This window comes from Saccharothrix tamanrassetensis, from assembly GCF_014203665.1.
Classification (GTDB): Bacteria; Actinomycetota; Actinomycetes; order Mycobacteriales; family Pseudonocardiaceae; genus Actinosynnema; species Actinosynnema tamanrassetense.
Genome location: NZ_JACHJN010000003.1, coordinates 534,293 through 557,257, shown reverse-complemented (window position 1 = coordinate 557,257; position 22,965 = coordinate 534,293). Strand labels below are relative to the sequence as shown.

The 22,965-nt window shown below is 71.3% G+C and carries 21 protein-coding genes; 5 read left to right on the top strand and 16 right to left on the bottom strand.

The window, feature by feature from the left end; genetic code table 11:
• Positions 1-43 precede the first annotated feature (43 nt).
• The 3 genes from FHS29_RS11780 to dctA all read right to left on the bottom strand — a co-directional run bounded on the left by FHS29_RS11780 (position 44) and on the right by dctA (position 7,882).
• The gene (locus tag FHS29_RS11780) at positions 44-1,549 is read right to left on the bottom strand and encodes a glutamate synthase subunit beta (RefSeq protein ID WP_184690611.1); all 1,506 of its coding nucleotides are present in this window, start codon (positions 1,547-1,549) and stop codon (positions 44-46) included.
• Positions 1,542-6,080: a glutamate synthase large subunit gene (gene gltB / locus FHS29_RS11775; protein WP_184690610.1), complete on the bottom strand. Its 4,539-nt coding sequence runs from the start codon at positions 6,078-6,080 to the stop codon at positions 1,542-1,544. Before gltB ends, FHS29_RS11780 begins: the two co-directional genes overlap by 8 nt.
• Before the next feature lie 434 nt (positions 6,081-6,514).
• Positions 6,515-7,882, bottom strand: a complete 1,368-nt coding sequence (dctA, locus tag FHS29_RS11770; protein ID WP_184690609.1) for a C4-dicarboxylate transporter DctA — start codon at positions 7,880-7,882, stop codon at positions 6,515-6,517.
• Between the two features lie 144 nt (positions 7,883-8,026).
• On the opposite strand from dctA, the gene FHS29_RS11765 reads away from it, so the two are divergent.
• Positions 8,027-8,956: a TAXI family TRAP transporter solute-binding subunit gene (locus FHS29_RS11765; protein WP_312864871.1), complete on the top strand. Its 930-nt coding sequence runs from the start codon at positions 8,027-8,029 to the stop codon at positions 8,954-8,956.
• Between the two features lie 58 nt (positions 8,957-9,014).
• On the opposite strand, the gene FHS29_RS11760 is transcribed toward FHS29_RS11765, so the two are convergent.
• Complete coding sequence (locus FHS29_RS11760; RefSeq protein ID WP_184690608.1) at positions 9,015-10,385, bottom strand: sensor histidine kinase; 1,371 nt, start codon at positions 10,383-10,385, stop codon at positions 9,015-9,017.
• A gap of 251 nt (positions 10,386-10,636) precedes the next feature.
• Between FHS29_RS11760 and FHS29_RS11755 the strand changes: the two genes are divergently transcribed.
• A complete protein-coding gene (locus FHS29_RS11755) occupies positions 10,637-11,167 on the top strand; it encodes an AMIN-like domain-containing (lipo)protein (protein ID WP_221455760.1) in 531 nt (176 codons plus the stop codon).
• Positions 11,168-11,202: 35 nt separating this feature from the next.
• Here FHS29_RS11755 and FHS29_RS11750 read toward each other — a convergent pair whose 3' ends face one another.
• The 8 genes from FHS29_RS11750 to FHS29_RS11715 all read right to left on the bottom strand — a co-directional run bounded on the left by FHS29_RS11750 (position 11,203) and on the right by FHS29_RS11715 (position 18,860).
• Positions 11,203-11,871 carry a response regulator transcription factor gene (locus FHS29_RS11750; RefSeq protein WP_184690606.1) on the bottom strand — a complete coding sequence of 223 codons (669 nt, stop codon included), beginning with the start codon at positions 11,869-11,871 and terminating at the stop codon, positions 11,203-11,205.
• An 8-nt stretch (positions 11,872-11,879) separates the two neighbouring features.
• A complete protein-coding gene (lgt, locus tag FHS29_RS11745; RefSeq protein WP_312864897.1) occupies positions 11,880-13,043 on the bottom strand; it encodes a prolipoprotein diacylglyceryl transferase in 1,164 nt (387 codons plus the stop codon).
• 35 nt (positions 13,044-13,078) lie between these two features.
• The gene (locus tag FHS29_RS11740) at positions 13,079-13,648 is read right to left on the bottom strand and encodes a Uma2 family endonuclease (RefSeq protein ID WP_312864870.1); all 570 of its coding nucleotides are present in this window, start codon (positions 13,646-13,648) and stop codon (positions 13,079-13,081) included.
• Between the two features lie 150 nt (positions 13,649-13,798).
• A complete protein-coding gene (gene trpA, locus FHS29_RS11735) occupies positions 13,799-14,584 on the bottom strand; it encodes a tryptophan synthase subunit alpha (RefSeq protein WP_184690605.1) in 786 nt (261 codons plus the stop codon).
• Positions 14,581-15,804 (bottom strand): tryptophan synthase subunit beta, encoded by a 1,224-nt coding sequence (trpB, locus tag FHS29_RS11730; RefSeq protein ID WP_184690604.1) that lies wholly within the window; start codon positions 15,802-15,804, stop codon positions 14,581-14,583. Before trpB ends, trpA begins: the two co-directional genes overlap by 4 nt.
• 11 nt (positions 15,805-15,815) lie before the next feature.
• On the bottom strand, positions 15,816-16,625 hold the full coding sequence (gene trpC, locus FHS29_RS11725) for an indole-3-glycerol phosphate synthase TrpC (RefSeq protein WP_184690603.1): 810 nt from the start codon (positions 16,623-16,625) through the stop codon (positions 15,816-15,818).
• A gap of 209 nt (positions 16,626-16,834) precedes the next feature.
• Positions 16,835-17,326 carry a Trp biosynthesis-associated membrane protein gene (locus FHS29_RS11720; RefSeq protein ID WP_312864869.1) on the bottom strand — a complete coding sequence of 164 codons (492 nt, stop codon included), beginning with the start codon at positions 17,324-17,326 and terminating at the stop codon, positions 16,835-16,837.
• Positions 17,319-18,860, bottom strand: coding sequence for an anthranilate synthase component I (locus tag FHS29_RS11715; RefSeq protein ID WP_184690602.1), 1,542 nt, complete (start codon positions 18,858-18,860; stop codon positions 17,319-17,321). The genes FHS29_RS11720 and FHS29_RS11715 overlap by 8 nt, the downstream gene beginning before the upstream one ends.
• Positions 18,861-19,427: 567 nt before the next feature.
• Between FHS29_RS11715 and FHS29_RS11710 the strand changes: the two genes are divergently transcribed.
• The gene (locus tag FHS29_RS11710; RefSeq protein ID WP_184690601.1) at positions 19,428-20,042 is read left to right on the top strand and encodes a TetR/AcrR family transcriptional regulator; all 615 of its coding nucleotides are present in this window, start codon (positions 19,428-19,430) and stop codon (positions 20,040-20,042) included.
• Between the two features lie 42 nt (positions 20,043-20,084).
• Here the strand turns inward: FHS29_RS11710 and hisI are convergent, their stop codons facing one another.
• Genes hisI through hisF form a run of 3 tightly spaced genes read right to left on the bottom strand, consistent with a single transcriptional unit; the run spans position 20,085 to position 21,595 of the window.
• A complete protein-coding gene (gene hisI / locus FHS29_RS11705; protein ID WP_184690600.1) occupies positions 20,085-20,456 on the bottom strand; it encodes a phosphoribosyl-AMP cyclohydrolase in 372 nt (123 codons plus the stop codon).
• Positions 20,453-20,821 (bottom strand): hypothetical protein, encoded by a 369-nt coding sequence (locus FHS29_RS11700; RefSeq protein ID WP_184690599.1) that lies wholly within the window; start codon positions 20,819-20,821, stop codon positions 20,453-20,455. Before FHS29_RS11700 ends, hisI begins: the two co-directional genes overlap by 4 nt.
• Positions 20,822-21,595, bottom strand: a complete 774-nt coding sequence (gene hisF, locus FHS29_RS11695; protein ID WP_184690598.1) for an imidazole glycerol phosphate synthase subunit HisF — start codon at positions 21,593-21,595, stop codon at positions 20,822-20,824. It abuts the gene before it with no gap.
• Between the two features lie 450 nt (positions 21,596-22,045).
• On the opposite strand from hisF, the gene FHS29_RS11690 reads away from it, so the two are divergent.
• Positions 22,046-22,249 carry a cold-shock protein gene (locus FHS29_RS11690; RefSeq protein WP_184690597.1) on the top strand — a complete coding sequence of 68 codons (204 nt, stop codon included), beginning with the start codon at positions 22,046-22,048 and terminating at the stop codon, positions 22,247-22,249.
• A 53-nt stretch (positions 22,250-22,302) separates the two neighbouring features.
• On the opposite strand, the gene FHS29_RS11685 is transcribed toward FHS29_RS11690, so the two are convergent.
• Positions 22,303-22,497: a hypothetical protein gene (locus tag FHS29_RS11685; protein ID WP_184690596.1), complete on the bottom strand. Its 195-nt coding sequence runs from the start codon at positions 22,495-22,497 to the stop codon at positions 22,303-22,305.
• Positions 22,498-22,552: 55 nt separating this feature from the next.
• Here FHS29_RS11685 and FHS29_RS11680 point away from each other — a divergent pair, with 55 nt between their 5' ends.
• Positions 22,553-22,918: a PPOX class F420-dependent oxidoreductase gene (locus tag FHS29_RS11680; RefSeq protein ID WP_184690595.1), complete on the top strand. Its 366-nt coding sequence runs from the start codon at positions 22,553-22,555 to the stop codon at positions 22,916-22,918.
• Positions 22,919-22,965 lie beyond the last annotated feature (47 nt).

Sequence of the window (22,965 nt, the reverse complement as noted above, 5' to 3'; positions counted from 1 at the left end):
CGGTCTCGGGCGTCGGCGCTACACCGTCGCCACACCGTCGTCGCTACACCACCGCGAGCGGCAGTTGGTTCGGGATGACGGGGGAAGGCAGGTCGGAGGAGCCGGTCAGGAACCGGTCGACGGCGTTGGCCACCGAACGGCCCTCGGCGATCGCCCACACCACCAGCGAAGCACCCCGGTGCGCGTCACCGCACACGAACACCCCCGGAGCTTGGGTCTGCCAGTCGGAACCGCACGAGATGGTGCCGCGAGAGGTCAGGTCGATGCCCAAGGCGTCCAGCAGCGGCATGTGCTCGACGCCTTCGAAACCGATCGCCAGCAGCACCAGGTCCGCCGGCAGCACCTGGACCTCCTCCGACGTCGGCACGACCACCCGGCGTCCCGAGGCGTCCTTCTCCACCCGGACCTCGCGCAGCCGGATCTGCCGGACGTGCCCGTCCTCGTCCCCGACGAAGCTCTCCACGGCGACGGCGAACTTCCGCTCGCCCGCCTCCTCGTGCGCGGGGTACGTCCGCAGGATCCACGGCCACACCGGCCACGGCGAGCGCTCGTCGTCGCGCTGCGAAGGCGGCTGCGGGTACTGGTCGAGCTGCAACACCGAAGCGGCGCCTTGGCGCGTCGCCGTCCCGTAGCAGTCCGCGCCCGTGTCACCGCCGCCGATGATCACGACGTGCTTGCCCGCGGCGTCGATCCCGGGCGCGCCATCGCCTTCGCAGGCCCGGTTCGCGGGCACCAGGTGCTCCATGGCGAGGTGGATGCCGGCCAGCTCGCGACCGGGTGTGGTCGTGTCGTCACGGCCGCGCAGAGCGCCGACCGCCAGCACCACGGCGTCGAACCGCTCGCGGAGCTGCTCGACCGTCAGGTCGACCCCGACCTCGCAGCCGGTGACGAACTTCGTGCCTTCCTTGCGCAGCTGGGAGAGCCGCCGATCGAGGACCTTCTTCTCCATCTTGAACTCGGGGATGCCGTAGCGCAGCAGGCCGCCGAGCCGGTCGTCGCGCTCGTACACGGTGACCTCGTGCCCGGCCCGGGTCAGCTGCTGCGCCGCCGCCAGACCCGCCGGGCCGGAACCCACGACGGCGACGCGCTTCCCGGACGACACGTGCGACTGCGCGGGCTTGACCAGGCCCTGGTCCCACGACACGTCCGCGATCGCCTGCTCGACCCGCTTGATCGCGACCGCACCGCCCGCGTCGTGGCTGATCGCCAGGACGCACGCGGCCTCGCACGGGGCGGGGCAGAGCCTGCCGGTGAACTCGGGGAAGTTGTTGGTGGCGTGCAGGCGGTCCGACGCCTGCTCCCAGTCGCCCCGGCGCACCAGGTCGTTCCACTCCGGGATCAGGTTGCCCAGCGGGCAGCCCGCCGAGCCCGAGTGGCAGAACGGCACGCCGCAGTCCATGCACCGGGCGGCCTGGGTCCTCACCTGGGAGCCGCGCGTCTCCGCGTCGAGGTCCAGGTAGACCTCGTTCCAGTCGGACAGCCGCTCGGCCGCCGGGCGCTTCTTCGCGTCGGCGCGGTCGTGCTTGAGGAAACCGTACGGGTCAGCCACGGGAAGCCTCCATGATCGCCTGGTCGACGTCCCGTCCTTCCGCGCGGGCGAGCCTCATCGCTTCGAGCACGCGCTGGTAGTCACCGGGCATGACCTTCGTGAACGCCGCGGACCGCCGGGGCCAGTCGCCGAGCAGCGACGCGGCCACGGCCGATCCGGTGAGCTCGTGGTGCCGTTCCACCACTTCGCGCAGCCACCGCAGGTCGTCCCCGCCCGGCCGCTGCAACTCGACCATCGCCTGGTTGACCGAGGCGGGATCGAGGTCCAGCACGTACGCGATGCCGCCGGACATGCCCGCGGCGAGGTTGCGGCCGGTCGGTCCGAGCACCACGGCACGGCCGCCGGTCATGTACTCGAACGCGTGGTCGCCGACGCCTTCGGCGACCGCGAGAGCACCGGAGTTCCGCACGCAGAACCGCTCACCGACGCGTCCGCGCAGGAAGATCTCGCCGGCGGTCGCGCCGTAGCCGATGACGTTGCCCGCGATCACCTGCCGTTCGGCCGCGAACGGGGCGTCGGGGTGCGGGCGCACGACGATCCGTCCGCCGGACAGCCCCTTGCCCACGTAGTCGTTCGCGTCGCCGACCATCTCCAGCGTGACGCCGCGCGGGATGAACGCGCCCAGCGACTGGCCGGCGGAGCCGGTGAACGTCACGTGGATCGTGTCGTCGGGCAGGCCGTCACCACCGAACCGGCGGGTCACCTCCGCGCCGAGCAGCGTGCCGACGGTGCGGTTCACGTTGCGCAGCGGGAGTTCCAGCCGCGCCGGGTGCGCGTCCTCCAGGGCCGCTTCGGCGAGCTGGATGAGCGTGCGGTCGAGTGCCTGCGCCAGGCCGTGGTCCTGCTCGCGGACCCGTCGCTTCGCCGTGCGGTACGGGGTTTGCGGCACCTCGAAGACCGGCGTCAGGTCCAGGCCCGCCGCCTTCCAGTGCTCGACGGCCCGGTCGGTCTCCAGCAGCTCGGCGTGGCCGACGGCCTCGTCGATGGTGCGGAAACCCAGCGCCGCCAGGTGTTCCCGGACCTCCTGGGCGATGAACTCGAAGAAGTTCACCACGTGGTCGACCTGGCCGGTGTAGCGCTTGCGCAGCTCGGGGTTCTGCGTGGCCACGCCGACCGGGCAGGTGTCCAGGTGGCAGACCCGCATCATCACGCAGCCCGCGACGATCAGCGGGGCCGTGGCGAAGCCGAACTCCTCCGCGCCGAGCAGGGCGGCGACCACGACGTCGCGGCCGGTGCGCAGCGCGCCGTCCACCTGCACGGTGATGCGGTCGCGCAAGCCGTTGAGCAGCAACGTCTGCTGGGTCTCGGCGAGGCCGATCTCCCACGGCGTCCCGGCGTGCTTCAGCGAGTTCATCGGAGAAGCGCCGGTCCCGCCGTCGTGGCCGGAGATGAGCACGACGTCCGCGTGCGCCTTGGCGACACCCGCCGCGACCGTGCCGACGCCGACCTCGCTGACCAGCTTGACGTGCACGCGGGCCTGCTCGTTGGCGTTCTTCAGGTCGTGGATGAGCTGCGCCAGGTCCTCGATCGAGTAGATGTCGTGGTGCGGCGGCGGGGAGATCAGGCCCACGCCCGGGGTCGAGTGCCGGGTCCGCGCGATCCACGGGTACACCTTGTAGCCGGGCAGCTGCCCGCCCTCGCCCGGCTTCGCGCCCTGCGCCATCTTGATCTGGATGTCGCTGGCGTTGACCAGGTACTCGCTGGTCACGCCGAACCGGCCGGACGCGACCTGCTTGACGGCGGACCTGCGCTCGGCGTCGTAGAGCCGCTCCGGGTCCTCGCCGCCCTCACCGCTGTTCGACCGGCCACCGAGCCGGTTCATCGCGATGGCGAGGGTCTCGTGCGCCTCGGCGGAGATCGAGCCGTAGGACATGGCACCGGTGTTGAACCGCTTCACGATGGACGACACCGGTTCGACCTCGTCGATCGGCACCGGCTCGCGGGCGGTCTTCAGCCGGAACAGGCCGCGCAGCGTGCCACCCTGGCGGGCCAGGGCCTCCACCTCTTCGGTGTACCGGCGGTAGACGTCCTGCTTGCCGGTCTTCGTGGCGTGCTGCAACAGGAACACCGTCTCCGGCGTGAACAGGTGCAGTTCGCCTTCACGGCGGTAGGCGTACTCGCCGCCGACTTCGAGCCTGCGGTGCACGCGGTCGGTCGGGTTGTCCGGGTACGCGCGGCGGTGGCGCAGCGCGACTTCCTCGGCCAGCACGTCGAGCCCCGCACCGCCGAGCTTGGACACCGTGCCGGTGAAGTACTCGTCCAGCAGGTCCGTGGACAGGCCGACGGCCTCGAACACCTGGGCCGCGGTGTACGCGCCGACCGTCGAGATGCCCATCTTGGACATGATCTTCAGGGTGCCCTTGACCAGCGCCGACACGTAGTTGCGGACGGCCTTGCGGGGCTCGATGCCGCTGATCGCGCCTTGCAGGACCAGGTCTTCGATGGTCTCGAACGCCAGGTACGGGTTCACCGCCGCCGCGCCGTAGCTCAGCAGTGCCGCGATGTGGTGCACCTCGCGGGCGTCGCCGGTCTCCACGACCAGCGCGACCCGCAGGCGTTCCTTGGTGCGCACCAGGTGGTGGTGCACGGCGGAGACCAGCAGCAGCGACGGGATCGGGGCCAGCCGGTGGTCCGAGTCGCGGTCCGACAGCACCAGGATGCGCGCCCCGGCGGCGATCGCCTCGGACGCCTCGCGGCGGACCCGCTCGACGGCCGCCGCGAGCGCCTCGCCGCCACCGTCCACTTCGTACAGTCCGTTGAGGACGGTGCAGGCGAAGCCGGGCAGGTCGCCGTCGTCGTTGATGTGGATGAGCTTGGCCAGCTCGTCGTTGTCGATCACCGGGTAGGTCAGCTTGATGTGCCGGCAGCTGACCGGGCCGGGCTCCAGCAGGTTCTGCTCCGGGCCCATCACCCGCGACACCGAGGTGACGATCTCCTCGCGGATCGCGTCCAGCGGCGGGTTCGTGACCTGGGCGAAGTTCTGCACGAAGTAGTCGTAGAGCAGCCGGGAGCGCTGGGACAGGGCGGCGACCGGGGTGTCGGTGCCCATGGAGCCCAGCGGTTCCATGCCGCCGACCGCCATCGGGCCGAGCAGGATCCGCAGTTCCTCTTCGGTGTAGCCGAACGTGAGCTGGCGGCGCACCACCGACTCGTGGCTCTGCACCACGTGCTCGCGGTCGGCGAGGTCGGCCAGCTCCAGCAGGCCCGCGTGCAGCCACTCGTCGTAGGGCAGGTCGTCGGCCAGGTCGGACTTGACCTCGTCGTCGTCCACCAGCCGGCCCTGGACGGTGTCGACCAGGAACATCTTGCCGGGCTGGAGGCGCCCCTTGGCGACCACCCGGTCCGGGGGGACGTCCAGCACGCCGGTCTCCGACGCCAGCACGACGCGGCCGTCGGCGGTCTGCCACCAGCGCGCCGGGCGCAGCCCGTTGCGGTCCAGCACCGCGCCGACCAGCGAGCCGTCGGTGAACGTGACGCACGCCGGACCGTCCCACGGCTCCATCAGGGACGCGTGGAACTCGTAGAACGCGCGGCGCTTGGGGTCCATCGAGGCGTGGTTCTCCCAGGCCTCGGGGATCATCATCAGCACCGCGTGCGGCAGCGACCGGCCGCCCAGGTGCAGCAGCTCCAGCACCTCGTCGAACGAGGCCGAGTCGGAGCCCTCCGGGTGGCAGATCGGGAACAGCCGGGACAGGTCGCCGGGGATGAGGTCGGACGCGAGCAGCGCCTCCCGGGCGCGCATCCGGTTCCGGTTGCCGCGCACGGTGTTGATCTCGCCGTTGTGCGCCACGTACCGGAACGGGTGGGCCAGCGGCCACGACGGGAACGTGTTGGTGGAGAACCGCGAGTGGACCAGGGCGATCGCGCTGGCCAGCCGCTCGTCCCGCAGGTCGGGGAAGAAGGTGGGCAGCTGGCCGGTGGTCAACATGCCCTTGTAGACCAGGGTGCGCGCGGACAGCGACGGGAAGTAGGTGCCGACCTGGGCGGCGACCGTCTCGTGCTCCACCCGCTTGCGCAGGGCGAACGTGAGCCGGTCCAGCTCCACACCGGACTTGCCCTCGCCCTCGGCGCGGACGAACAGCATCGCGAAGTGCGGCATGACCGACTGCGCCGTCGGCCCGACGGCGGCGCGGCCCGGGTCGACCGGCACGTCCCGCCAGCCGAGGACGCGCAGCCCCTCTTCCTCGGCGATCCGCTCCGCAAGCGTTTGCGCCTTGGCCCGGTCCTGCTCGTCGCGCGGCAGGAACGCGATGCCGGCCGCGTAGCCGCCGGCCTCGGGCAGGTCGAAGTCCACCACCGACCGCAGGAAGGCGTCCGGCAGTTGGACCAGGATCCCCGCACCGTCCCCACTGGTCGGTTCGGCCCCGGCGGCGCCGCGGTGTTCGAGGTTCGCCAGCGCGGTCAACGCGTCGACGACAATGCCGTGGGACCGCCGCCCCTCGATGTCGGCGACCATCGCCACACCGCAGGCGTCACGTTCCGCAGTCGGGTCGTAGAGCCCCTGCGGGGACGGGATGGCGGAGAAGATCACTGCGCAGACCTCCTTCGTCGTCCTATGAAAGAACGAGTCCTCGTGTCCAGTTCCTGGGAATCCGGCTGCTGGGCACGGGACGACGATGGCCCGCGTGTTGACGCGACTTTAACAGCCGCGAAACCAGGAGACACCATCGAGAAGGTGATCCCGGTCATTGACGCGTAACGATTCGGGCGGGCAGAGCGACATTGCGGCCGGCCTTGTTGCGCGGTTGTGCAGCATAACCGAGCGACCGGCACCGTGCGCGCCGATGAGAGCTGGACTACGCCCGCACGGGTGACCCCGGTCGAGCGAAATCACACTCCACCGGCGCGGTGGGCGCGGTGGGCGCGGTGGGCGCGGTGGGCGCGACAGCGTGGACGAGCCCCGCAGCTCCACCGGCGCGGTGGTGCGGCTGCGGGGCTCGCGGGCGGGGTGGTCTGCGGGGGCGTCTAGCGGGAGCCCGCGCCGACCGGCTCGCGGTCGTCGGTGTCCTCCCCGTGCTGCCGGTCCATCAGCGCGTCGACGTCCACGTCCGACGGGTGGTCGAGCACCTCCTTCAACCGCGCCCGGTCCAGCTGGCCCTGCCAGCGGGCGACCACCAGCGTGCCGACGCCGTTGCCGATGACGTTGGTGATGGCCCGCGCCTCGGACATGAACCGGTCGATGCCCACGATCAGCGCGATGCCCACCGCCGGGATGGCGCTGTTGGCCTCGAACGCGGTGAGCGACGCCGCCAGCGTCACCAGCCCCGCCCCGGTCACGCCCGCCGCGCCCTTGGACGCCAGCAGCATGAACAGCAGCAGCCCGATCTGCGTGCCGATCCCCACGTCGTGGCCGGTCGCCTGGGCGATGAAGATCGCGCCCATGGTGAGGTAGATGCACGTGCCGTCCAGGTTGAACGAGTAGCCGGTCGGGATGGTCAGGCCCACCACCGACTTGTCCGCGCCGGCCGCCTCCAGCTTCACCAGCATCCGGGGCAGCACGGACTCCGAGGACGACGTGCCGAGCACGATCAGCAGCTCGTCCTTGATGTACCGCAGGAACTTGAAGATCGAGAATCCGGCGTAGAGCGCCACCCCGCCGAGCACCACCAGGACGAACAGCAGGCAGGTCGCGTAGAACGACCCCATCAGCCACGCCAGCTTGCCCAGGATCGTGCCGCCGAACTTGCCGATGGTGTAGGCGATCCCGCCGAACGCGCCGATCGGCGCGGCGTACATGACGATCTTGATCACGCCGAACATGACCTTGGCGACGGTGTCCAGCGCGGAGACCACCTTCTCGCCGTGCTTGCCCATCCCGGCCACCGCGACCGCCACCAGGATCGCCACCAGCAGCACCTGGATCAACTGGCCGTCGGTGAACGCGCCGACGAACGACTTCGGCACCAGGCTGAGGATGAACCCGGTGACGCCGGTCTCGGCGGTCTTCGCGTCGGCCAGCGTCTTCGAGGCGGCTTCGTCGTTGATCGGGATCGACGGCCCGTGGTGGCCGGGCTGCACGAGGTTCACCACGACCAGACCGATCACCAGGGCGACCGTCGTCATGGCGGTGAAGTACAGGATGGTCCGCAACGCCAGGCCGCCCGCCTTGGCGAGGTTGCCCAGACCCGCGATGCCGACCACGACGGTGCAGAAGATGGTGGGCGCGATGACCACCTTGACCAGCGCGACGAAGAAGTCCGCCAGCCACTTCATCCCCGAGGCCTGGACGGGGAACGCGTAACCGACGATCACGCCCAGCACGATCGACACCAGCACCCAGAAGTACAGGTGCCGGTAGATCGGTTTGCGCTGACGTGTCGGCGTGGTGGCCACGTCTCCTCCAGGGGGACCGGTGCGGCGGGGGTTGGTCAGTGATCCTGGGCACAGCCCCCACCTGCGACAAGACGGCCGCCGGAAACTTCAGATGCCTCTGACGTAACTCGTCGTCCACTCGTCCGACGGGACTAGTCTGCGGGCGTGCAGGTGTCCCGGCGCTCGCTGCTCCTCGCCGCCGCGGTGGCGGGCGTGCCCGCGTGCACGTCCGCGCGCCCGATCGCGCCCGAGGAGCTGGTCCTGGCCACGGGGCCGGACGGGGCGGTGTTCCAGGAGATCGGCAGGGCGCTCGCGGGTGCGTTGGCCGACCAGCTGCCCGACACCCGGGTGGTCGCGCGGATCACCGGGGCGTCGGTGGAGAACGTCCGGCTGCTGACCGAGGGAGAGGTCCATTTAGGACTGTCCTCTTTGGATCCGCTGTACGGGGCGCAGCTGAGTGCGGACGACCCGGGCGGGATCAGCGCGGTCGGGCGGCTGTACGACAGCTTCCTCCAGGTCGTGGTGCCGGAGGGCGCACCGGTGCACCGGCTGGCGGACCTGGCCGGCGCCAGGGTCTCGTTCGGCCCCCACGAGTCCGGGACCGAGTTCACCGCCACCCGGCTGCTCGACCTGCTGGGGATACGGGTGGACGCGAGGAGGATGGTGCACGCCGAGGCCGCGCGGCAGTTGGCGGCGGGGGCCATCGACGCCCTGGTGGCGTTGACCGGGATTCCGACGCCGGCGATCACCGGCCTGCTGGGCGGCTTCCCGATCCGCCTGCTGGACCTGCCGGACGAGGCCGAGCGCCTGGCCGAGTCCTACGGCGGCCCTTACGTGCCGGTGACGATCCCGGCGACGACGTACGGGGCGCTGGGACCGTGCCGGACGTTCGCCGTGCCCAACCTGCTGCTGGCCGCCAGTTCGCTGGACGCGTCCGTGGTCGAGGTCGTGACCCGGACCGTGTTCACCGAGTCGGCCCGGATCGCCGCCGGCCACCCGGAGGCCGGCCGGATCAACGTCCGCACCGGCATCGCGACCGGCCGGGTGCCGCTGCACCGCGGCGCCGAGCGCTGGTTCCGTTCGGTGAAGCGGTGACGTCCGCCGTGCGCTGAGCCGCCGTGCGCTGAGCCACGTCGTCCGCTCTCGCGGGAGTTCAGGCGTCGAACCAACCCGCCTTCAGCGTGACGACCGCGTCCAGCCCATGCGGCTCGACGGGCGACAACCGGAGTTCACCGCCCGCGCCGGCGGTCAACTCGGCGCAGATCGACAGCCCCATTCCGGTGCCCGCGACGTTCTGGTGGCGGGGCGCGCGCCAGAACCGCCGCAACGCCAGCCTGCGCTCCTCCGGGGCCAGCCCTTCGCCGTCGTCGGTGACGTGCAGTTCCACCCTGTCGCCGTTCGGGGAGCCCCAGACCTCGATCCGAGTGGCCCCGGACAGCCGGATGGCGTTGCCGACCAGTTCGTCCAGCACGCTGCCCAGTCCGCCGGGGGGTTCCAGGACGCGGAGGCCTTCGGGCACGTCCACGTCGAGTTCGACGTCCCCGGCCAACGCGCGCCAGCCGGGGACGTGGGTGGCGAGCAGCGAGTCGACGTCCACGGGTTCGGCGGCGGACGCGCTGTCCAGCCGCGTCGCGGCCAGCAGGGTGTCCAGCACCCGCCCCATCTCCTCGGCTTCGTCGACCGCGATGCTGTGCGCCTCCCGTCCGGCGTCGTCGGTGACGTGGGGTGCGAGGTTGTCGACGGCGAGCCTCAGGCTGGCCAGGGGGTTGCGCAGCTGGTGGGAGGCGTCGGAGACGAAGGCGCGTTGGCGGCGGAGGGCGCGGCCGACCACGTCGACCATGGCGTTGAACGAGGCGGCGAGCCTGCGCAGTTCGGGCGGACCGCCCACCTCGTCGGCACGGGCGTCGAGCTCGCCGCCGGCCACGGCGGCGGTGGCCTCGTCCAGCCTCCGGACCGGCCTGAGGACCCACCGCGACATCGGCCAGGCCACCGCCACCACACCGAGCACGGGGATGAGGCCCAGCAGCGCCAGAACGCCCCACTGGCGCAGGATGGCGTGACGGAGGCCGTCGGTGGGCGAGACCGTGACGACGGCGGCCACCACCTCGCTGTCGCGGCCCACCGGTTCCACTACGACCAGGTTCACGTCCTCCCACGGCCAGATCGACTCGTCGGCTTCGCCCCGGTAGCCGCTGAACGCCGCGTCCAGGCCGGTCTGCACGTCCGGGTCGGTCAGGGCGAAGGGTCGGCGGGAGCTTTCGATGACTGTGCGGTCGGTGCTGACGAGGGCGACGGGGATGCCGTAGAGCTGGTCGTAGCGGTCGAGTTCTTCGCGCAGGGCGGTGCGGCGGCCGGAGGCGAGGGCGTTCTCGGCGAGGGAGGCGAAGCGACTGGCGTCGCCGAGGCGGTCGAGGTAGGTCTCCTGGCTCTCGCCCTGGACCACGGCGAAGGCCAGCGGCACGCCCAGGGCGGCGACCAGTGCCACCAGGAGCGGCACGATGAGGACAAGCAGTCGGCGCAGCATCAGACCTCGTCGGGGGTTCGGCCGGCCATCCTGCCTCATCCGCGGCGGCCCGGTCGTTGTGGGCGGAGAGGTGCTCTGGCCGTAGGGGTCTGACCGCAAGGCGCTTCGGCTGAAGGGGGCTGTGCGATGGGCCGGCCGGGTGGTTGCCGGGCGGTTCGGTCGGTGGTGGCCTCGGTCGGCGCAACCTCGGGGGTGTGAGCGGCGTCATGTGGGGTGCCGGGGATTCCCGGCCGTGAAGGGGGATGGTGTTGATGGTTCGTCGAATCGCGTTAATGGTTTTCGCCTTGGTTTCGGCCTTGGTGGTCGTGGTGGTGCCCTCGGCGTCGGCTGCGCCCGGGGCCTGCGGGATCGAGTGGGGCTCGTTGCCGAAGAGCGCTCCGCCTTCGGTCGCCGGGAACCTCACCGACATCAGGGCCGGTCGGCAGGACTGCTACGACCGGTTGGTGTTCGACTTCCGGGGCACGAACGACGGGTACGTCGTCCAGTACGTCGACAACGTCTACGAGGACGGGTCCGGGCGGCTGGTGCCGTTGCGGGGTGGGGCGAAGTTGCAGGTCGTCGTCTACTCGCCGGCTTACGACGACAACGGCAACCCCACCTACACGTACCCCAACCGGGCCGAGTTGGTGGACGTGGCCGGGTACTCGACGTTCCGGCAGGTCGCCTGGGCCGGGTCGTTCGAAGGGCAGACCACGGTCGGGCTCGGGGTTCGGGCACAGCTGCCGTTCCGCGTGTTCACGCTGCCCGGCCGCGTGGTCGTGGATGTCGCCCACCAGTGGTGACGCCGCCTCGGCGGTGACGCCGTCCCAGCGACTGTTCAGGGGTGGGCTGCCGCCCGGTAGCCCACCCCGCGAATCGTCTCGATCTTCACGGCGTCGCCGAGCTTCCCGCGCAGCGCCGCGATGTGGGTGTCGAGCGTGCGTGACGGCGCTTCCCAGTGCGCCTGCCACACCTGGTCCACGATCAGGTCCCGGCTGACCACCGTCCCGGCTCTCGTCACGAGCAGCGCGAGAAGGTCGAACTCCTTGCGGGTCAACGGGATCGGCCTGCCGTCGACGGTGGCCTCACGGGTCGCGGAGTCCAGGGTGAGCGGGCCGAGGGTCACCTGGTGGGAGTGGTCCTCGACGGCTCGGGCCGCGCGGGTCCGGCGGAGGACCGCTTCGATGCGGGCCAGCAGTTCCGCCGTGCCGAAGGGTTTGACCACGTAGTCGTCGGCGCCCGCGCGCAGGCCCAGCACGCGTTCGCGCTCCTCGCCGCGGGCGGTCACCGTGATGACCGCCGTGCCCGGCCGGTGCCTCAGTTCGCGCAGCACGTCCAAGCCGTCCCTGTCGGGCAGGCCCAGGTCGAGCAGCACGACGTCGGCGGGAGGCGCGGTCAGCGCGGCGGCGGCCGTCGCCACCCGGTGCACCTCGTAGCCCGCGTGCCGGAGAGCGGTCAGCAGACCACGCGCCACCCGGTCGTCGTCTTCGACGACGAGGATGCGCATCGTGCCTGCTAGTCCGGCTTGTCGCCGGGCTTGGTGTCCGGGACCGTGCGCGACTCGGCTTTCACGTCTACCTCGTCCGGTTTGCCGCTGCTGCCGTCACCGGTGGTGCGCTCGCCGACAGCGCGGTCACCGGTGGTGCGGTCGCCGACAGCGCGTTCGCCGGAGGTGCGGTCGCCGGCGGCACGGTCGTCCGCTGTGCCATCGCCGGTGGTGTCCGCCGATCCGGAGTCCCGCGCCGCAGGCGTGGCACCACCCGCGGATGCGGCACCACCCGCGGGCGTGGCACCGTCCCCGGTCTCCGAGGCCTCCGCGTCACCGCGCACGATGACCTCGCGGTCGCCCTTCTTCGCGGTCAGCGCGAGGTACACCACCGCGCCGAGGAACACGACCACGGACGTGATCACGTTGATCCGCAGGCCGAACACCTGGTTGGCCGGGTCGGTCCGCATGATCTCGATCCAGAACCGGCCTGCCGTGTAGCCCGCGACGTACAGCGCGAACACCCGCCCGTGGCCCAGCCGGAAGCGGCGGTCGGCCCACACGATCAGCAGCGCCACGCCCAGGTTCCACAGCAGCTCGTACAGGAAGGTCGGGTGCACGATGTCGATCGGCGTGTGGTCCAGCGCCACGCCGTTCAGCTCGTCCTTCAGCCCGGTCGCCGGGTCGACCCGGTCGTAGATCTCCAGGCCCCACGGCAGCGTGGTCGGACCGCCGTACAGCTCCTGGTTGAAGTAGTTGCCGAGGCGGCCGATGGCCTGCGCTACGACGATGCCCGGCGCCAGCGCGTCCGCCATCGCGGGCAGCGGGATGCCCCGCCGCCGGCACGCGATCCACGCCCCGACGCCGCCCAGCGCGATGGCGCCCCAGATGCCCAGGCCGCCGTTCCAGATGGCGAAGGCCTCCCACGGGTTCTTGCCCTCGCCGAAGTACTTCTGGTGGTCGGTCGCCACGTGGTACAGCCGGCCGCCGACCAGCCCGAACGGCACCGCGAACACCGCGATGTCGGTGACCTCGCCCTTCAGCCCACCGCGCGCCACCCAGCGCCGCTCGCCCCACCAGATCGCCACGATGATGCCGGCGATGATGCACAGCGCGTAGGCGCGGATCGGGACCGGCCCCAACTGCCAGACGCCTTGGTCCGGGCTGGGGATCGTCGCGAGGAAAGTCGTCACCACGGCCACCACCGTAGTGGGTGCGCCGAATCGGCCTACGGCGACAGCTCGATTGTTACCGGGAAGGGTCGGTCGAGCCTCAGCACACCCGCCTCGCTGCGCACCGCTTCCACGTACTCACCCTCCGGCAACTCGAACAACGTCGCCGTCACCTCGTCGCCCTCCGGGTCGATGACGAGGTAGAACGGCACACCGGCCTCGGCGTACAGCTTCCGCTTCAGCATCAGGTCGTCGAGCCGGGTACTCGGCGACAGCACCTCACCAGCCATCACCAGCTCCGACGCAGGAAGGGTCAGGCCGAACGGACCCGACACGTTGATCGTGAAGTCCGGGATGAGAAGGCGGGTGTCCGACAGCAGGACGTTGACCCCGGCCGTAGCCTCCAGTCCACTCGGGCAGGCCGACTCCAACACCATTGCGATGCGGAAGGCCAGCCGTTGATGCCGGTAGACGCCGACGGGGCTCACGCGGATGGCCCCGTCGACCAGTTCGACGCGCTGAAGGCGGTCTTGAGGCAGGGCCAGGACATCTGCCAATGTCCACGGCCCATTGTGGTCGAGCAAGGGGTTCCTGCGTTCGTATTCGTAGTCGGCCGGTAGTGCCACCGGGCATCACCTCCAGAGACTGCCCGACGCACGCCAGTGTCGCACGCCGGATCGGAAGCGGGCTTGATCATGGGCCCAGCTTCCCGACCGGCACCGACGATTCCGCTACCTGATCGGCCGTTGAGCGATCAGTTCACTCGAACGTGTGTTCTAGGCCCGGCTGGGGACCTGGCGGACGCCTTCGGCCAGCTCCGCGGTGAGCGCCGCCACCGTGTCGTCGCGCACTGCGGTCACGAAGGCCGATCCCACGATGACACCGTCCGCGAAGGCCGCCAGCTCGGCCGCCTGAGCCCCGGACCGCACGCCCAACCCCACCGCCACCGGCAGGTCGGTGTGCTCCCGAACCCGCTCGACCAGCGCCGGAGCGGCCGACGACACCACGTCACGCGCCCCGGTCACGCCCATCACCGAAGTCGCGTACAGGAAGCCCCGCGAAGACCGAGCGGTCAGGTCGATGCGCTCCTCGGTGGACGAGGGCGCGACCAGGAAGATCCGGTCCAGGTCGTGCGCCTCCGAAGCCTCGAGCCACTCGGCGGCCTCGTCGGGCACCAGGTCCGGCGTGATGAGCCCCAGCCCACCGGCCGCGGCGAGGTCGCGCGCGAAGGCGTCCACCCCGTACTTCAGCACGGGGTTCCAGTACGTCATCACGACCGCACGTCCACCGAGCGCGGCCACCGACTCGACCACGCCGAACAGGTCGCGCACCCGGAACCCGCCGCGCAGCGCCTGCTCGGACGCCTTCTGGATGGTCGGACCGTCCATCACCGGGTCCGAGTACGGCAGGCCGACCTCCACCAGGTCGCACCCGGACGACACCATCGTCCGCAGCACGTCCTTCGACCCCTCCAGCGTGGGGTACCCGGCGGGCAGGTAGCCGATCAGCGCCGCCCGCGACTCGGACCGGCACGCGTCGAACACCCCGGCAAGCCTGCTCATGACTCCACTCCCAGCCCGAACCACTTGATCGCGGTGTCCATGTCCTTGTCGCCGCGGCCGGACAGGTTCACCACGATCAACCCCTCCGGACCCAGTTCGCGGCCCAGGACCAGGGCGCCGGCCAGCGCGTGCGCCGACTCGATGGCCGGGATGATGCCCTCGGTCCGGGACAGCAGGGCGAACGCCTCCATGGCCTCCGCGTCGGTCACCGGGCGGTACTCGGCGCGGCCGGTGTCCTTCAGGTGGGCGTGTTCCGGACCCACCCCGGGGTAGTCCAGGCCGGCGGAGATCGAGTGCGCCTCGGTGATCTGGCCGTCCTCGTCCTGCATCACGTACGACATCGCGCCGTGCAGCGAGCCCGGCGTGCCCACGGTCAGCGTGGCCCCGTGGCGGTCGGTGTCGATGCCGTCGCCGCCCGGCTCCAGGCCCACCAGGCGCACCGACGGGTCGTCGATGAAGCCGTGGAAGATGCCGATCGCGTTCGAGCCGCCGCCCACGCACGCCGCGACCACGTCGGGCAGCCGGCCGGCCTGCTCCAGGACCTGCGCGCGCGCCTCGATGCCGATCACCCGGTGGAAGTCGCGGACCAGCACCGGGAACGGGTGCGGACCCGCCGCCGTGCCGAGCAGGTAGTGCGTGTCGTCGACGTTGGCCACCCAGTCGCGCAGGGCCTCGTTGATGGCGTCCTTCAACGTCCGCGAGCCGGTCTTGACCGGGATGACCTCGGCGCCGAGCAGCCGCATCCGGGCCACGTTCAGCGCCTGCCGCTCGGTGTCGACCTCGCCCATGTAGATGACGCAGTCCAGGCCCATCAGGGCGCACGCGGTGGCGGTCGCCACGCCGTGCTGGCCCGCGCCGGTCTCCGCGATGACCCGCTGCTTGCCCATCCGCTTGGTGAGCAGCGCCTGGCCCAGCACGTTGTTGATCTTGTGCGAGCCGGTGTGGTTCAGGTCCTCCCGCTTGAGGAACACCCGCGCCCCACCGGCGTGCGCGGCGAACTTCGGTGCCTCGGTGAGCAGCGACGGCCGCCCGGCGTAGTCGCGCAGCAGCCGGAAGAACTCGTCGAGGAACTCCGGGTCGATCCGGGCCTTCTCGTAGAACGCCGCGAGCTCGTCCACCGCCGCGATGAGCGCTTCCGGCATGTACCGGCCGCCCCACGGCCCGAAGTGGCCCCGCTCGTCGGGGTCGTGGGGTGTCGGTGCCAACTGGCCGGGCGACATGCGCTGCTCCCTTACCGGCTCGGCCGGGGACAGGCGGGGTGCGACCCCGCCGTCACCAGCTTGTTCACCGCGACCTTGGGGTCGCCGCTCGTCACGAGTGATTCGCCGACCAGCACCGCGTCGGCACCCGCGCCCGCGTAGGCCATCAGGTCGCCCGGCCCGGTCACCCCGGACTCGGCGATCTTGATCGTCTCGAAGGGCAGGCCGGGCGCGATCCGCCCGAAAACGTCCTTGTCCACTTCCAGCGTGTGCAGGTTGCGCGCGTTCACGCCGATGACGCTCGCGCCCGCCTCCAGCGCGCGGTCGGCCTCCTCGGCCGTGTGCACCTCCACCAGCGCCGTCATGCCCAGCGACTCCACCCGGTCCAACAGGGACACCAGGGCGTTCTGCTCCAGCGCCGCCACGATCAGCAGCACCAGGTCCGCACCGTGCAGGCGCGCCTCGTGCACCTGGTACGGGCTGACGATGAAGTCCTTGCGCAGCAACGGAACGCCGACCGCGGCCCGCACCGCGTCGAAGTCCGCCAGCGACCCGCCGAAGCGGCGCTGCTCGGTCAGCACGCTGATCGCCCGCGCGCCGCCCAACTCGTACTGCGCGGCCAGCTCCGCCGGTTCCGGGATGTCCGCCAGCGCGCCCTTGGACGGGCTGCGCCGCTTCACCTCGGCGATCACGCCCACCCCGGGCGAGCGCAGGACGGCCATCACGTCCTGCGGCGGCGCCACCTTGGCGGCCTTCTCCCTGAGCACGTCGAAGGGCAGTTCCGCCTCGCGCACGGCGAGGTCCTCGCGGACGCCTTCGATGATCGACTCCAGCACGGTCATCCGAGCACCTCGCCCGTGTCCGTCAGTCCATCCAGTTCGCTCGCAAGCTCCCGCACGTCATGCTCCCCTTCCCGCCACGAGGATGCTAACCCCGGTATGAACCCCGTCCGGCCACCGGGTAGTCCCGTTCGCGCAGATGACCGGGGCCCTTCCGAGCCGACGTGCGCAAACGTGCGGCGCCCGGGAGTCAGCCCGCCGTCAGCCGCCGGTCAGTCCCGGTCCGTGGGATCGTCACCGCGCTCCAGCGCGTTCCACAGCTCGCGCTCGGGATCGGTGCTGCGCTTGGCCGCGCCGGGCGTCTGGTAGCCGCCGCCCAGCCGGGGCATCGCGCCGCCGCGCACGACCAGCAGGACCCCCGCGCCGAGCACCAGGAACCCGCCCAGCCAGGCCAGTCCGCGGCCGGGCAGCGCGCCGGACGCCGTCACCCCGAGGAACACCGCCGTGCCGCCCGCCGCGACCACGACGGCACCCAGCACCCGCCGCGCCCAGCCGCTCAACGCCACCACGGCCGCGATGGCGGCCAGGCACAGCAGCGCCAACGGCACGAGGGAGGGCAGCACCTCGTCGCCCCTCCGGTCCGCCGAGGTGTCCCAGACCAGTTGCGAGGACCCCCACAGCGCCGCCGAGCCGAGCAGCAGCGACAGCACGACGATCCACAGTGGACGTCTCTGCCGGGGGCGCCCGGCCGGCACCTCAGACACGCGCGGGGTCCACCGCCGGGGCCATCGTCTGCGCGGTGGCGATGGCGGAGAGGACCGCGCCGGCCTTGTTCAGGCACTCGTTGTCCTCGGCGACGGGATCGGAGTCGGCCACGATGCCGCCCCCCGCCTGCACGTACGCCACGCCGTCCCGCACCAGCGCGGTGCGGATGGCGATGGCGGTGTCTGCGTCGCCCGCGAAGTCCAGGTAGCCGACGACACCGCCGTACAGGCCGCGCCGGGTCGGCTCCAGCTCCTCGATCATCTCCATCGCCCGGGGCTTGGGCGCGCCGGACAGCGTCCCGGCCGGGAAGCACGCGGCCACCGCGTCGAACGCGGTGCGCCCCTCGGCGAGCTCGCCGCTGACCGTGGACACGATGTGCATCACGTGGCTGTACCGCTCGACCTTGAAGAAGTCGACCACGGTCACCGTGCCCGGCTTGCACACCCGGCCCAGGTCGTTGCGGCCCAGGTCGACCAGCATCAGGTGCTCGGCGCGTTCCTTGTGGTCGGCCAGCAGGTCCTTCTCCAGCAGGGCGTCTTCCTCGTCGTCCACGCCGCGCCAGCGGGTGCCCGCGATGGGGTGCGTGGTCGCCTTGCCGTCCCGCACGGTCACCAGCGACTCGGGGCTGCACCCGACGATGTCGAAGTCGTCCAGCCGCAGCAGGTACATGTACGGGCTGGGGTTCGAGGTGCGCAGCACGCGGTAGATGTCCAGCGGGTCCGCGCTGGTGCGCATCTCGAAGCGTTGCGACAGGACGACCTGGAACGCCTCGCCCGCGCGGATCGCGGCCTTGGCCTTCTCCACCACCTCGTAGTGCTCCTGCTGGGAGCGGCGGCGCACGAACTCGGGCTTCGGGCGGGCGAACACCGCGACCGTGGGCGGCGCGGGGCTCTGCAGGTCCTGGGTCATCCGGTCCAGCCGCGCCACCGCGTCGTCGTAGGCGGCGTCGACGCGTGCGGCCGAGTCGTCCCAGTTGATGGCGTTGGCGATGAGCGTGACGGTGCCCTCGTGGTGGTCGAGCGCGGCCAGGTCGGTGGCCAGCAGCATGACCAGCTCGGGCACCCGCAGGTCGTCCGCGGCCAGCTCGGGCAGCTTCTCCAGGCGGCGCACGGCGTCGTAGCCGATGTAGCCGACCATGCCGCCGGTCAGCGGGGGCAGGCCGGGCAGCGGGTCGGTGCGCAGCACCTCGATCGTCTCGCGCAGGGCGACCAGCGGGTCGCCGCCCTCGGGCAGGCCCACCGGGTGCGGTCCGAGCCAGAACGCCTCGCCGCCGGTCGCGGTCAGCGCGCCTGCGCTGCGCGCGCCGACGAAGGACCAGCGGGACCAGGAGCGGCCGTTCTCGGCGGATTCGAACAGGAACGTGCCGGGCCGGTCGGCCGCGAGCTTGCGGTAGAGCCCGACCGGGGTCTCCGCGTCCGCGAGCAGCCGGCGCACCACCGGGATGACCCGCCGCTGCGCGGCGAGTTCGCGGAACTCCTCGCGCGTCGGGCTGACCTCGCCCAGACCCGCGCCTGCACCGATGACGCTCACCATGGACGACATTGTGCCGTGCCGTCCTATATGGCCTCCGGCCGGCTGAAAATCCGGTCGCCGCGATCGGTGGTGACGCCGGGCGGCGCGGCCGGCAGGCGATCGGGAACGGCGGGTGCCGCAGGCGGTGGGACCGACAGGCGATCGGGAACGGCGGGTGCCGCAGGCGGTGGGACCGACAGGCCGCAGGTCAGCCAGGGTGGCGGCGGGCTCCGGCGTCGATCCGCCGGCTCCGGCCCGACTCCGCTTCGGCCTTCGACATCGGTCCGTCTTCGGCTTCGGCATCGACCTCCGCTGTGGCCTCCGGCCCCCGATTCCATTGTCCCACGAGGGAACGACAGTTCCGGTGGGTGAAGCTGAGAGGGCCGCTCGAGGCGTCTCAGGCGCTGAGGGTGCCGCTCAAGCCGGTCTCAGGGTGGAGAGCCGCTCGGGGCGGTCCCAGGGTGGTAGAGGGCCGCTCGGGGCGGTCCCAGGGTGGAGAGGGCCGTCGGGTCAGTCTCGTGGTGACGCCGGGCGGTGACTATTTCATCACGCGTTGAAAAAAGGTGGGACGTGCCCCATGATGGAGAAATGAACGACGGCACGCAACAGGGCGAGCCCAAGCGCCGGGGTCGCCGCGCGGGCGGTGAGGACACCAAGGCCGCGCTGCTCGCCGCCGCGCGCGCGGCGTTCGTGGAACGCGGCTACGAGGGGGCGACGGTGCGGTCCATCGCGGCCCGCGCGGGCGTCGACGCGGCGATGGTGAACCACTGGTTCGGCGGCAAGGAAGGCCTGTTCGCCAAGGCCGTGCTGCAGGTGCCGATCGACCCGAACACGCTGGTCGAAAGGCTGCTCGACGGTCCGCCCGAGGAGATGGGCGAACGCATGGTGCGCAGCTTCCTCGGCGTCTGGGACGCCACCGGGGGCGGCCACTTCGCGGCCATGGTGCGCAGCGTCACGGCCCAGGAGCGGGTGGCCGAGGTGCTGCGCGAATTCTTCGTGCAGACCCTGCTGCGGCGGGTGCTGGCCACCGTGGGCGCCGACCGGCAGGAGCTGCGGGCGACGCTCGCCGCCACCCAGATCTTCGGCATGGGCATGGTCCGCTACGTGGTCCGGTTCGAGCCGCTGGCCAGCGCCGACGTGGAGACCATGGTCAAAGCCGTGGCGCCGAACCTCCAGCGCTACCTGACCGGCGACATCGGCTGACCGGCGACATCGACTGACCCGCGACGCCGGCCCTGCCGGTCGTCAGCCGACCGGAGCCTCGGCCTCGGCCTCGCCCAGCAGCACGGTGGAGTCGAAGCACGTCCGGTCGCCCGTGTGGCAGGCCTCGTCGACCTGGTCCACGAGCAGCAGGACCGTGTCGCCGTCGCAGTCCAACCGCACCTCGTGCACGTACTGCGTGTGCCCGGACGTCTCGCCCTTCACCCAGAGCCGCTGACGGCTGCGCGAGTAGTACGTGGCACGGCGCGTGGTCAGCGTGCGGTGCAGGGCCTCGTCGTCCATCCACGCCACCATCAGCACCTCATTGGTGCCACGGCGCTGCGCCACCGCGCAGACGAGTCCATCCGACGTGCGCTTGAGCCGTGCGGCGATGGCCGGGTCGAGAGCACCGCTCAACGCGCACCTCCGAAGTGCAGCCTTGCCGGTCGGGTGTTCAGCAGGACGACCGCGAAGATGTGCCCGGCGGACAGCACGCCGGACAGCAGGCGCACCCACACCGGACCCTGGTTCAGCACGGCCAGCAGGTGGATGAGCCCGACCAGGCCGTAGATGAACGCGGCGGTCAGCCGGGCGGGCCGGAAGCGGGCCAGCAGACCGCCCACCGCCAGCAGCTCCAGCACCAGGATGATGACCGGGAACCTGATCCAGGCCGAGTCGCCGTCGGACTGCCAGCGGATCAGGCCCTCCAGCACGAACAGCAGGCCGCCCGCCGCGCCGATCAGCGTGGCCAGCCGGACCTCGGTGGGTGCGTCGCGCAGCATTCAGCGCACCTCCACGCCCGCGTCGCGCAGGCTCTTCTTCACGTCCGCGACGCGCAGCTCGCCGAAGTGGAACACGCTCGCGGCCAGCACGGCGTCGGCTCCGGCCTCGATGGCGGGCGGGAAGTGCTCGACCACGCCGGCGCCACCGCTGGCGATCAGCGGCACGTCCACCACCCCGCGCACCAGCTTGATCAGCTCCAGGTCGAACCCGGCCTTGGTGCCGTCGGCGTCCATGGAGTTCAGCAGGATCTCCCCGACGCCCAGCTCCTGACCCCTGGCGGCCCACTCGACGGCGTCGATGCCGGTGCCCTTGCGCCCGCCGTGCGTGGTGACCTCGAAACCGGACGGGGTGGGCCGCTCGCCCTCCGGGACGCGCCGGGCGTCCACGGACAACACGATGCACTGCGCACCGAACCGGCGGGACAGCTCGCCCAGCAGCTCGGGGCGGACGATCGCGGCGGTGTTCACCCCGACCTTGTCCGCGCCGGCCCGCAGCAGCTTGTCGACGTCGTCCGGGGTGCGCACGCCGCCGCCCACGGTGAGCGGGATGAACACCTGCTCGGCCGTGCGGCGGACCACGTCGAACGTCGTCTCGCGGTCCGAGGAGGACGCCGTCACGTCCAGGAAGGTCAACTCGTCGGCGCCCTCGGCGTCGTAGGCGCGGGCCAGTTCGACCGGGTCACCGGCATCCACCAGGTTGGTGAAGTTGACCCCCTTCACCACCCGCCCCCGGTCGACGTCCAGGCAGGGGATCACGCGCACCGCGACTGACATGGGACGAAGCCTACGGGGAGGGCACCCGGCGACTCCCGCCACCCGGACGCGGCACGGGGGGCGCGCCGGGCCGGCGGCCGGCGCGGACCCGGCGGCCGGCGACTCGCCCGAACGCGTGATCGGGCGTCGACACCGGCTCCGGATCGCGAATCCGACTCGCGTACCCTCTCTGAGCAGCACGTTCACCCTCTCCGGGAGGTCATCCGGCGGCCGGCGACGGGGTTCGGGATAGCGACGCAGATCGCATTTCCGGGCGCCGATGCAGCATTTCGGCCCGACCCGTGGTTCACTGGTAAGTGGTCGTAGGTTTTGTGTCCGTGTCTTCCACGCTCGCGAAACGTGTTTCGAGCGTGTGATTTTCCTCTGGGTTCCACGGGAGAGTCCCCGCCGCGAACCGGCCTCGGTGGCGCACCAGCCCCGCCGGCAAACTGCTTGAAGAAGGAACACCAGATGGCCCAGGGCACTGTGAAGTGGTTCAACTCGGAGAAGGGCTTCGGCTTCATCTCCCCCGAGGACGGCGGCACGGACGTGTTCGTGCACTACTCGGAGATCCAGGGCAACGGCTACCGCAGCCTGGAGGAGAACCAGCGCGTGAGCTTCGACGTCGGCCAGGGCGCCAAGGGCCCCCAGGCCACCAACGTCAACCTGATCTGATCCACGGATCGACCGAGGGCCCCGTTCCAGCCGGAACGGGGCCCTCGGCCTGTTCAGCGGCGCACTTCCGCCGGTTCGATGCCCAGCATCTCCAGCAGCAGCGTGCACTCTTCCGCGCTGTCCGCGCGGCCCGCGATCATCCGGGCCGCCCTGACGTTCCGGATCGCCGCATGAGCGCGTTCATCCTCACGGGCGTCCGCAAGCCGGTCGCGTTCCTTCGCCGGGCCGATCCGTCGTTCAGTGGACATGCGTCTCCTCTGTAGGCCCCCCGCAAGACACTACGCCCCGGTCTAGCTTTGGCCTATGAGCCTCGGCGACGACAAGTACCTCCTGCTGACCACGTTCCGCCGGAACGGCACCCCGGTGCCCACCCCGGTGTGGGCGGTGCGGCGGGGCGGGACCATCTACGCCTGGTCGGCGGCCGACGCGGGCAAGGTGAAGCGGATCCGCAACAACGCCGACGTGACGATCGCGCCGTGCGACTTCCGGGGCAACCCGACCGGCGACAGCGCGCCGGCGCGGGCGAAGGTGCTCGACGAGCGGGCCAGCGAGGAAGCCCGTCACCTGATCGGGCGAAAATATGGCCTGGTCGGAAAAATCACCCTGTTGGGCAGCCGCATCCGACGCGGACGCACCGGCACGGTCGGCATCGAGATCACCGAGACGTGATCCGACCGACCGTCAACCCGACGTTGACGATAGAAGATCGTCAACCT

Excerpts from the sequence above, each read along its gene's own strand:
- FHS29_RS11760 (WP_184690608.1), bottom strand. The coding sequence starts at position 10,385 with ATGCTGCGCCGACTGCTTGTCCTCATCGTGCCGCTCCTGGTGGCACTG.
- FHS29_RS11755 (WP_221455760.1), top strand. The coding sequence starts at position 10,637 with ATGGTTCGTCGAATCGCGTTAATGGTTTTCGCCTTGGTTTCGGCCTTG.
- FHS29_RS11750 (WP_184690606.1), bottom strand. The coding sequence starts at position 11,871 with ATGCGCATCCTCGTCGTCGAAGACGACGACCGGGTGGCGCGTGGTCTG.
- trpA (WP_184690605.1), bottom strand. The coding sequence starts at position 14,584 with ATGAGCAGGCTTGCCGGGGTGTTCGACGCGTGCCGGTCCGAGTCGCGG.
- trpB (WP_184690604.1), bottom strand. The coding sequence starts at position 15,804 with ATGTCGCCCGGCCAGTTGGCACCGACACCCCACGACCCCGACGAGCGG.
- trpC (WP_184690603.1), bottom strand. The coding sequence starts at position 16,625 with ATGACCGTGCTGGAGTCGATCATCGAAGGCGTCCGCGAGGACCTCGCC.
- FHS29_RS11715 (WP_184690602.1), bottom strand. The coding sequence starts at position 18,860 with ATGGTGAGCGTCATCGGTGCAGGCGCGGGTCTGGGCGAGGTCAGCCCG.
- FHS29_RS11710 (WP_184690601.1), top strand. The coding sequence starts at position 19,428 with ATGAACGACGGCACGCAACAGGGCGAGCCCAAGCGCCGGGGTCGCCGC.
- FHS29_RS11700 (WP_184690599.1), bottom strand. The coding sequence starts at position 20,821 with ATGCTGCGCGACGCACCCACCGAGGTCCGGCTGGCCACGCTGATCGGC.
- hisF (WP_184690598.1), bottom strand. The coding sequence starts at position 21,595 with ATGTCAGTCGCGGTGCGCGTGATCCCCTGCCTGGACGTCGACCGGGGG.
- FHS29_RS11690 (WP_184690597.1), top strand. The coding sequence starts at position 22,046 with ATGGCCCAGGGCACTGTGAAGTGGTTCAACTCGGAGAAGGGCTTCGGC.
- FHS29_RS11685 (WP_184690596.1), bottom strand. The coding sequence starts at position 22,497 with ATGTCCACTGAACGACGGATCGGCCCGGCGAAGGAACGCGACCGGCTT.
- FHS29_RS11680 (WP_184690595.1), top strand. The coding sequence starts at position 22,553 with ATGAGCCTCGGCGACGACAAGTACCTCCTGCTGACCACGTTCCGCCGG.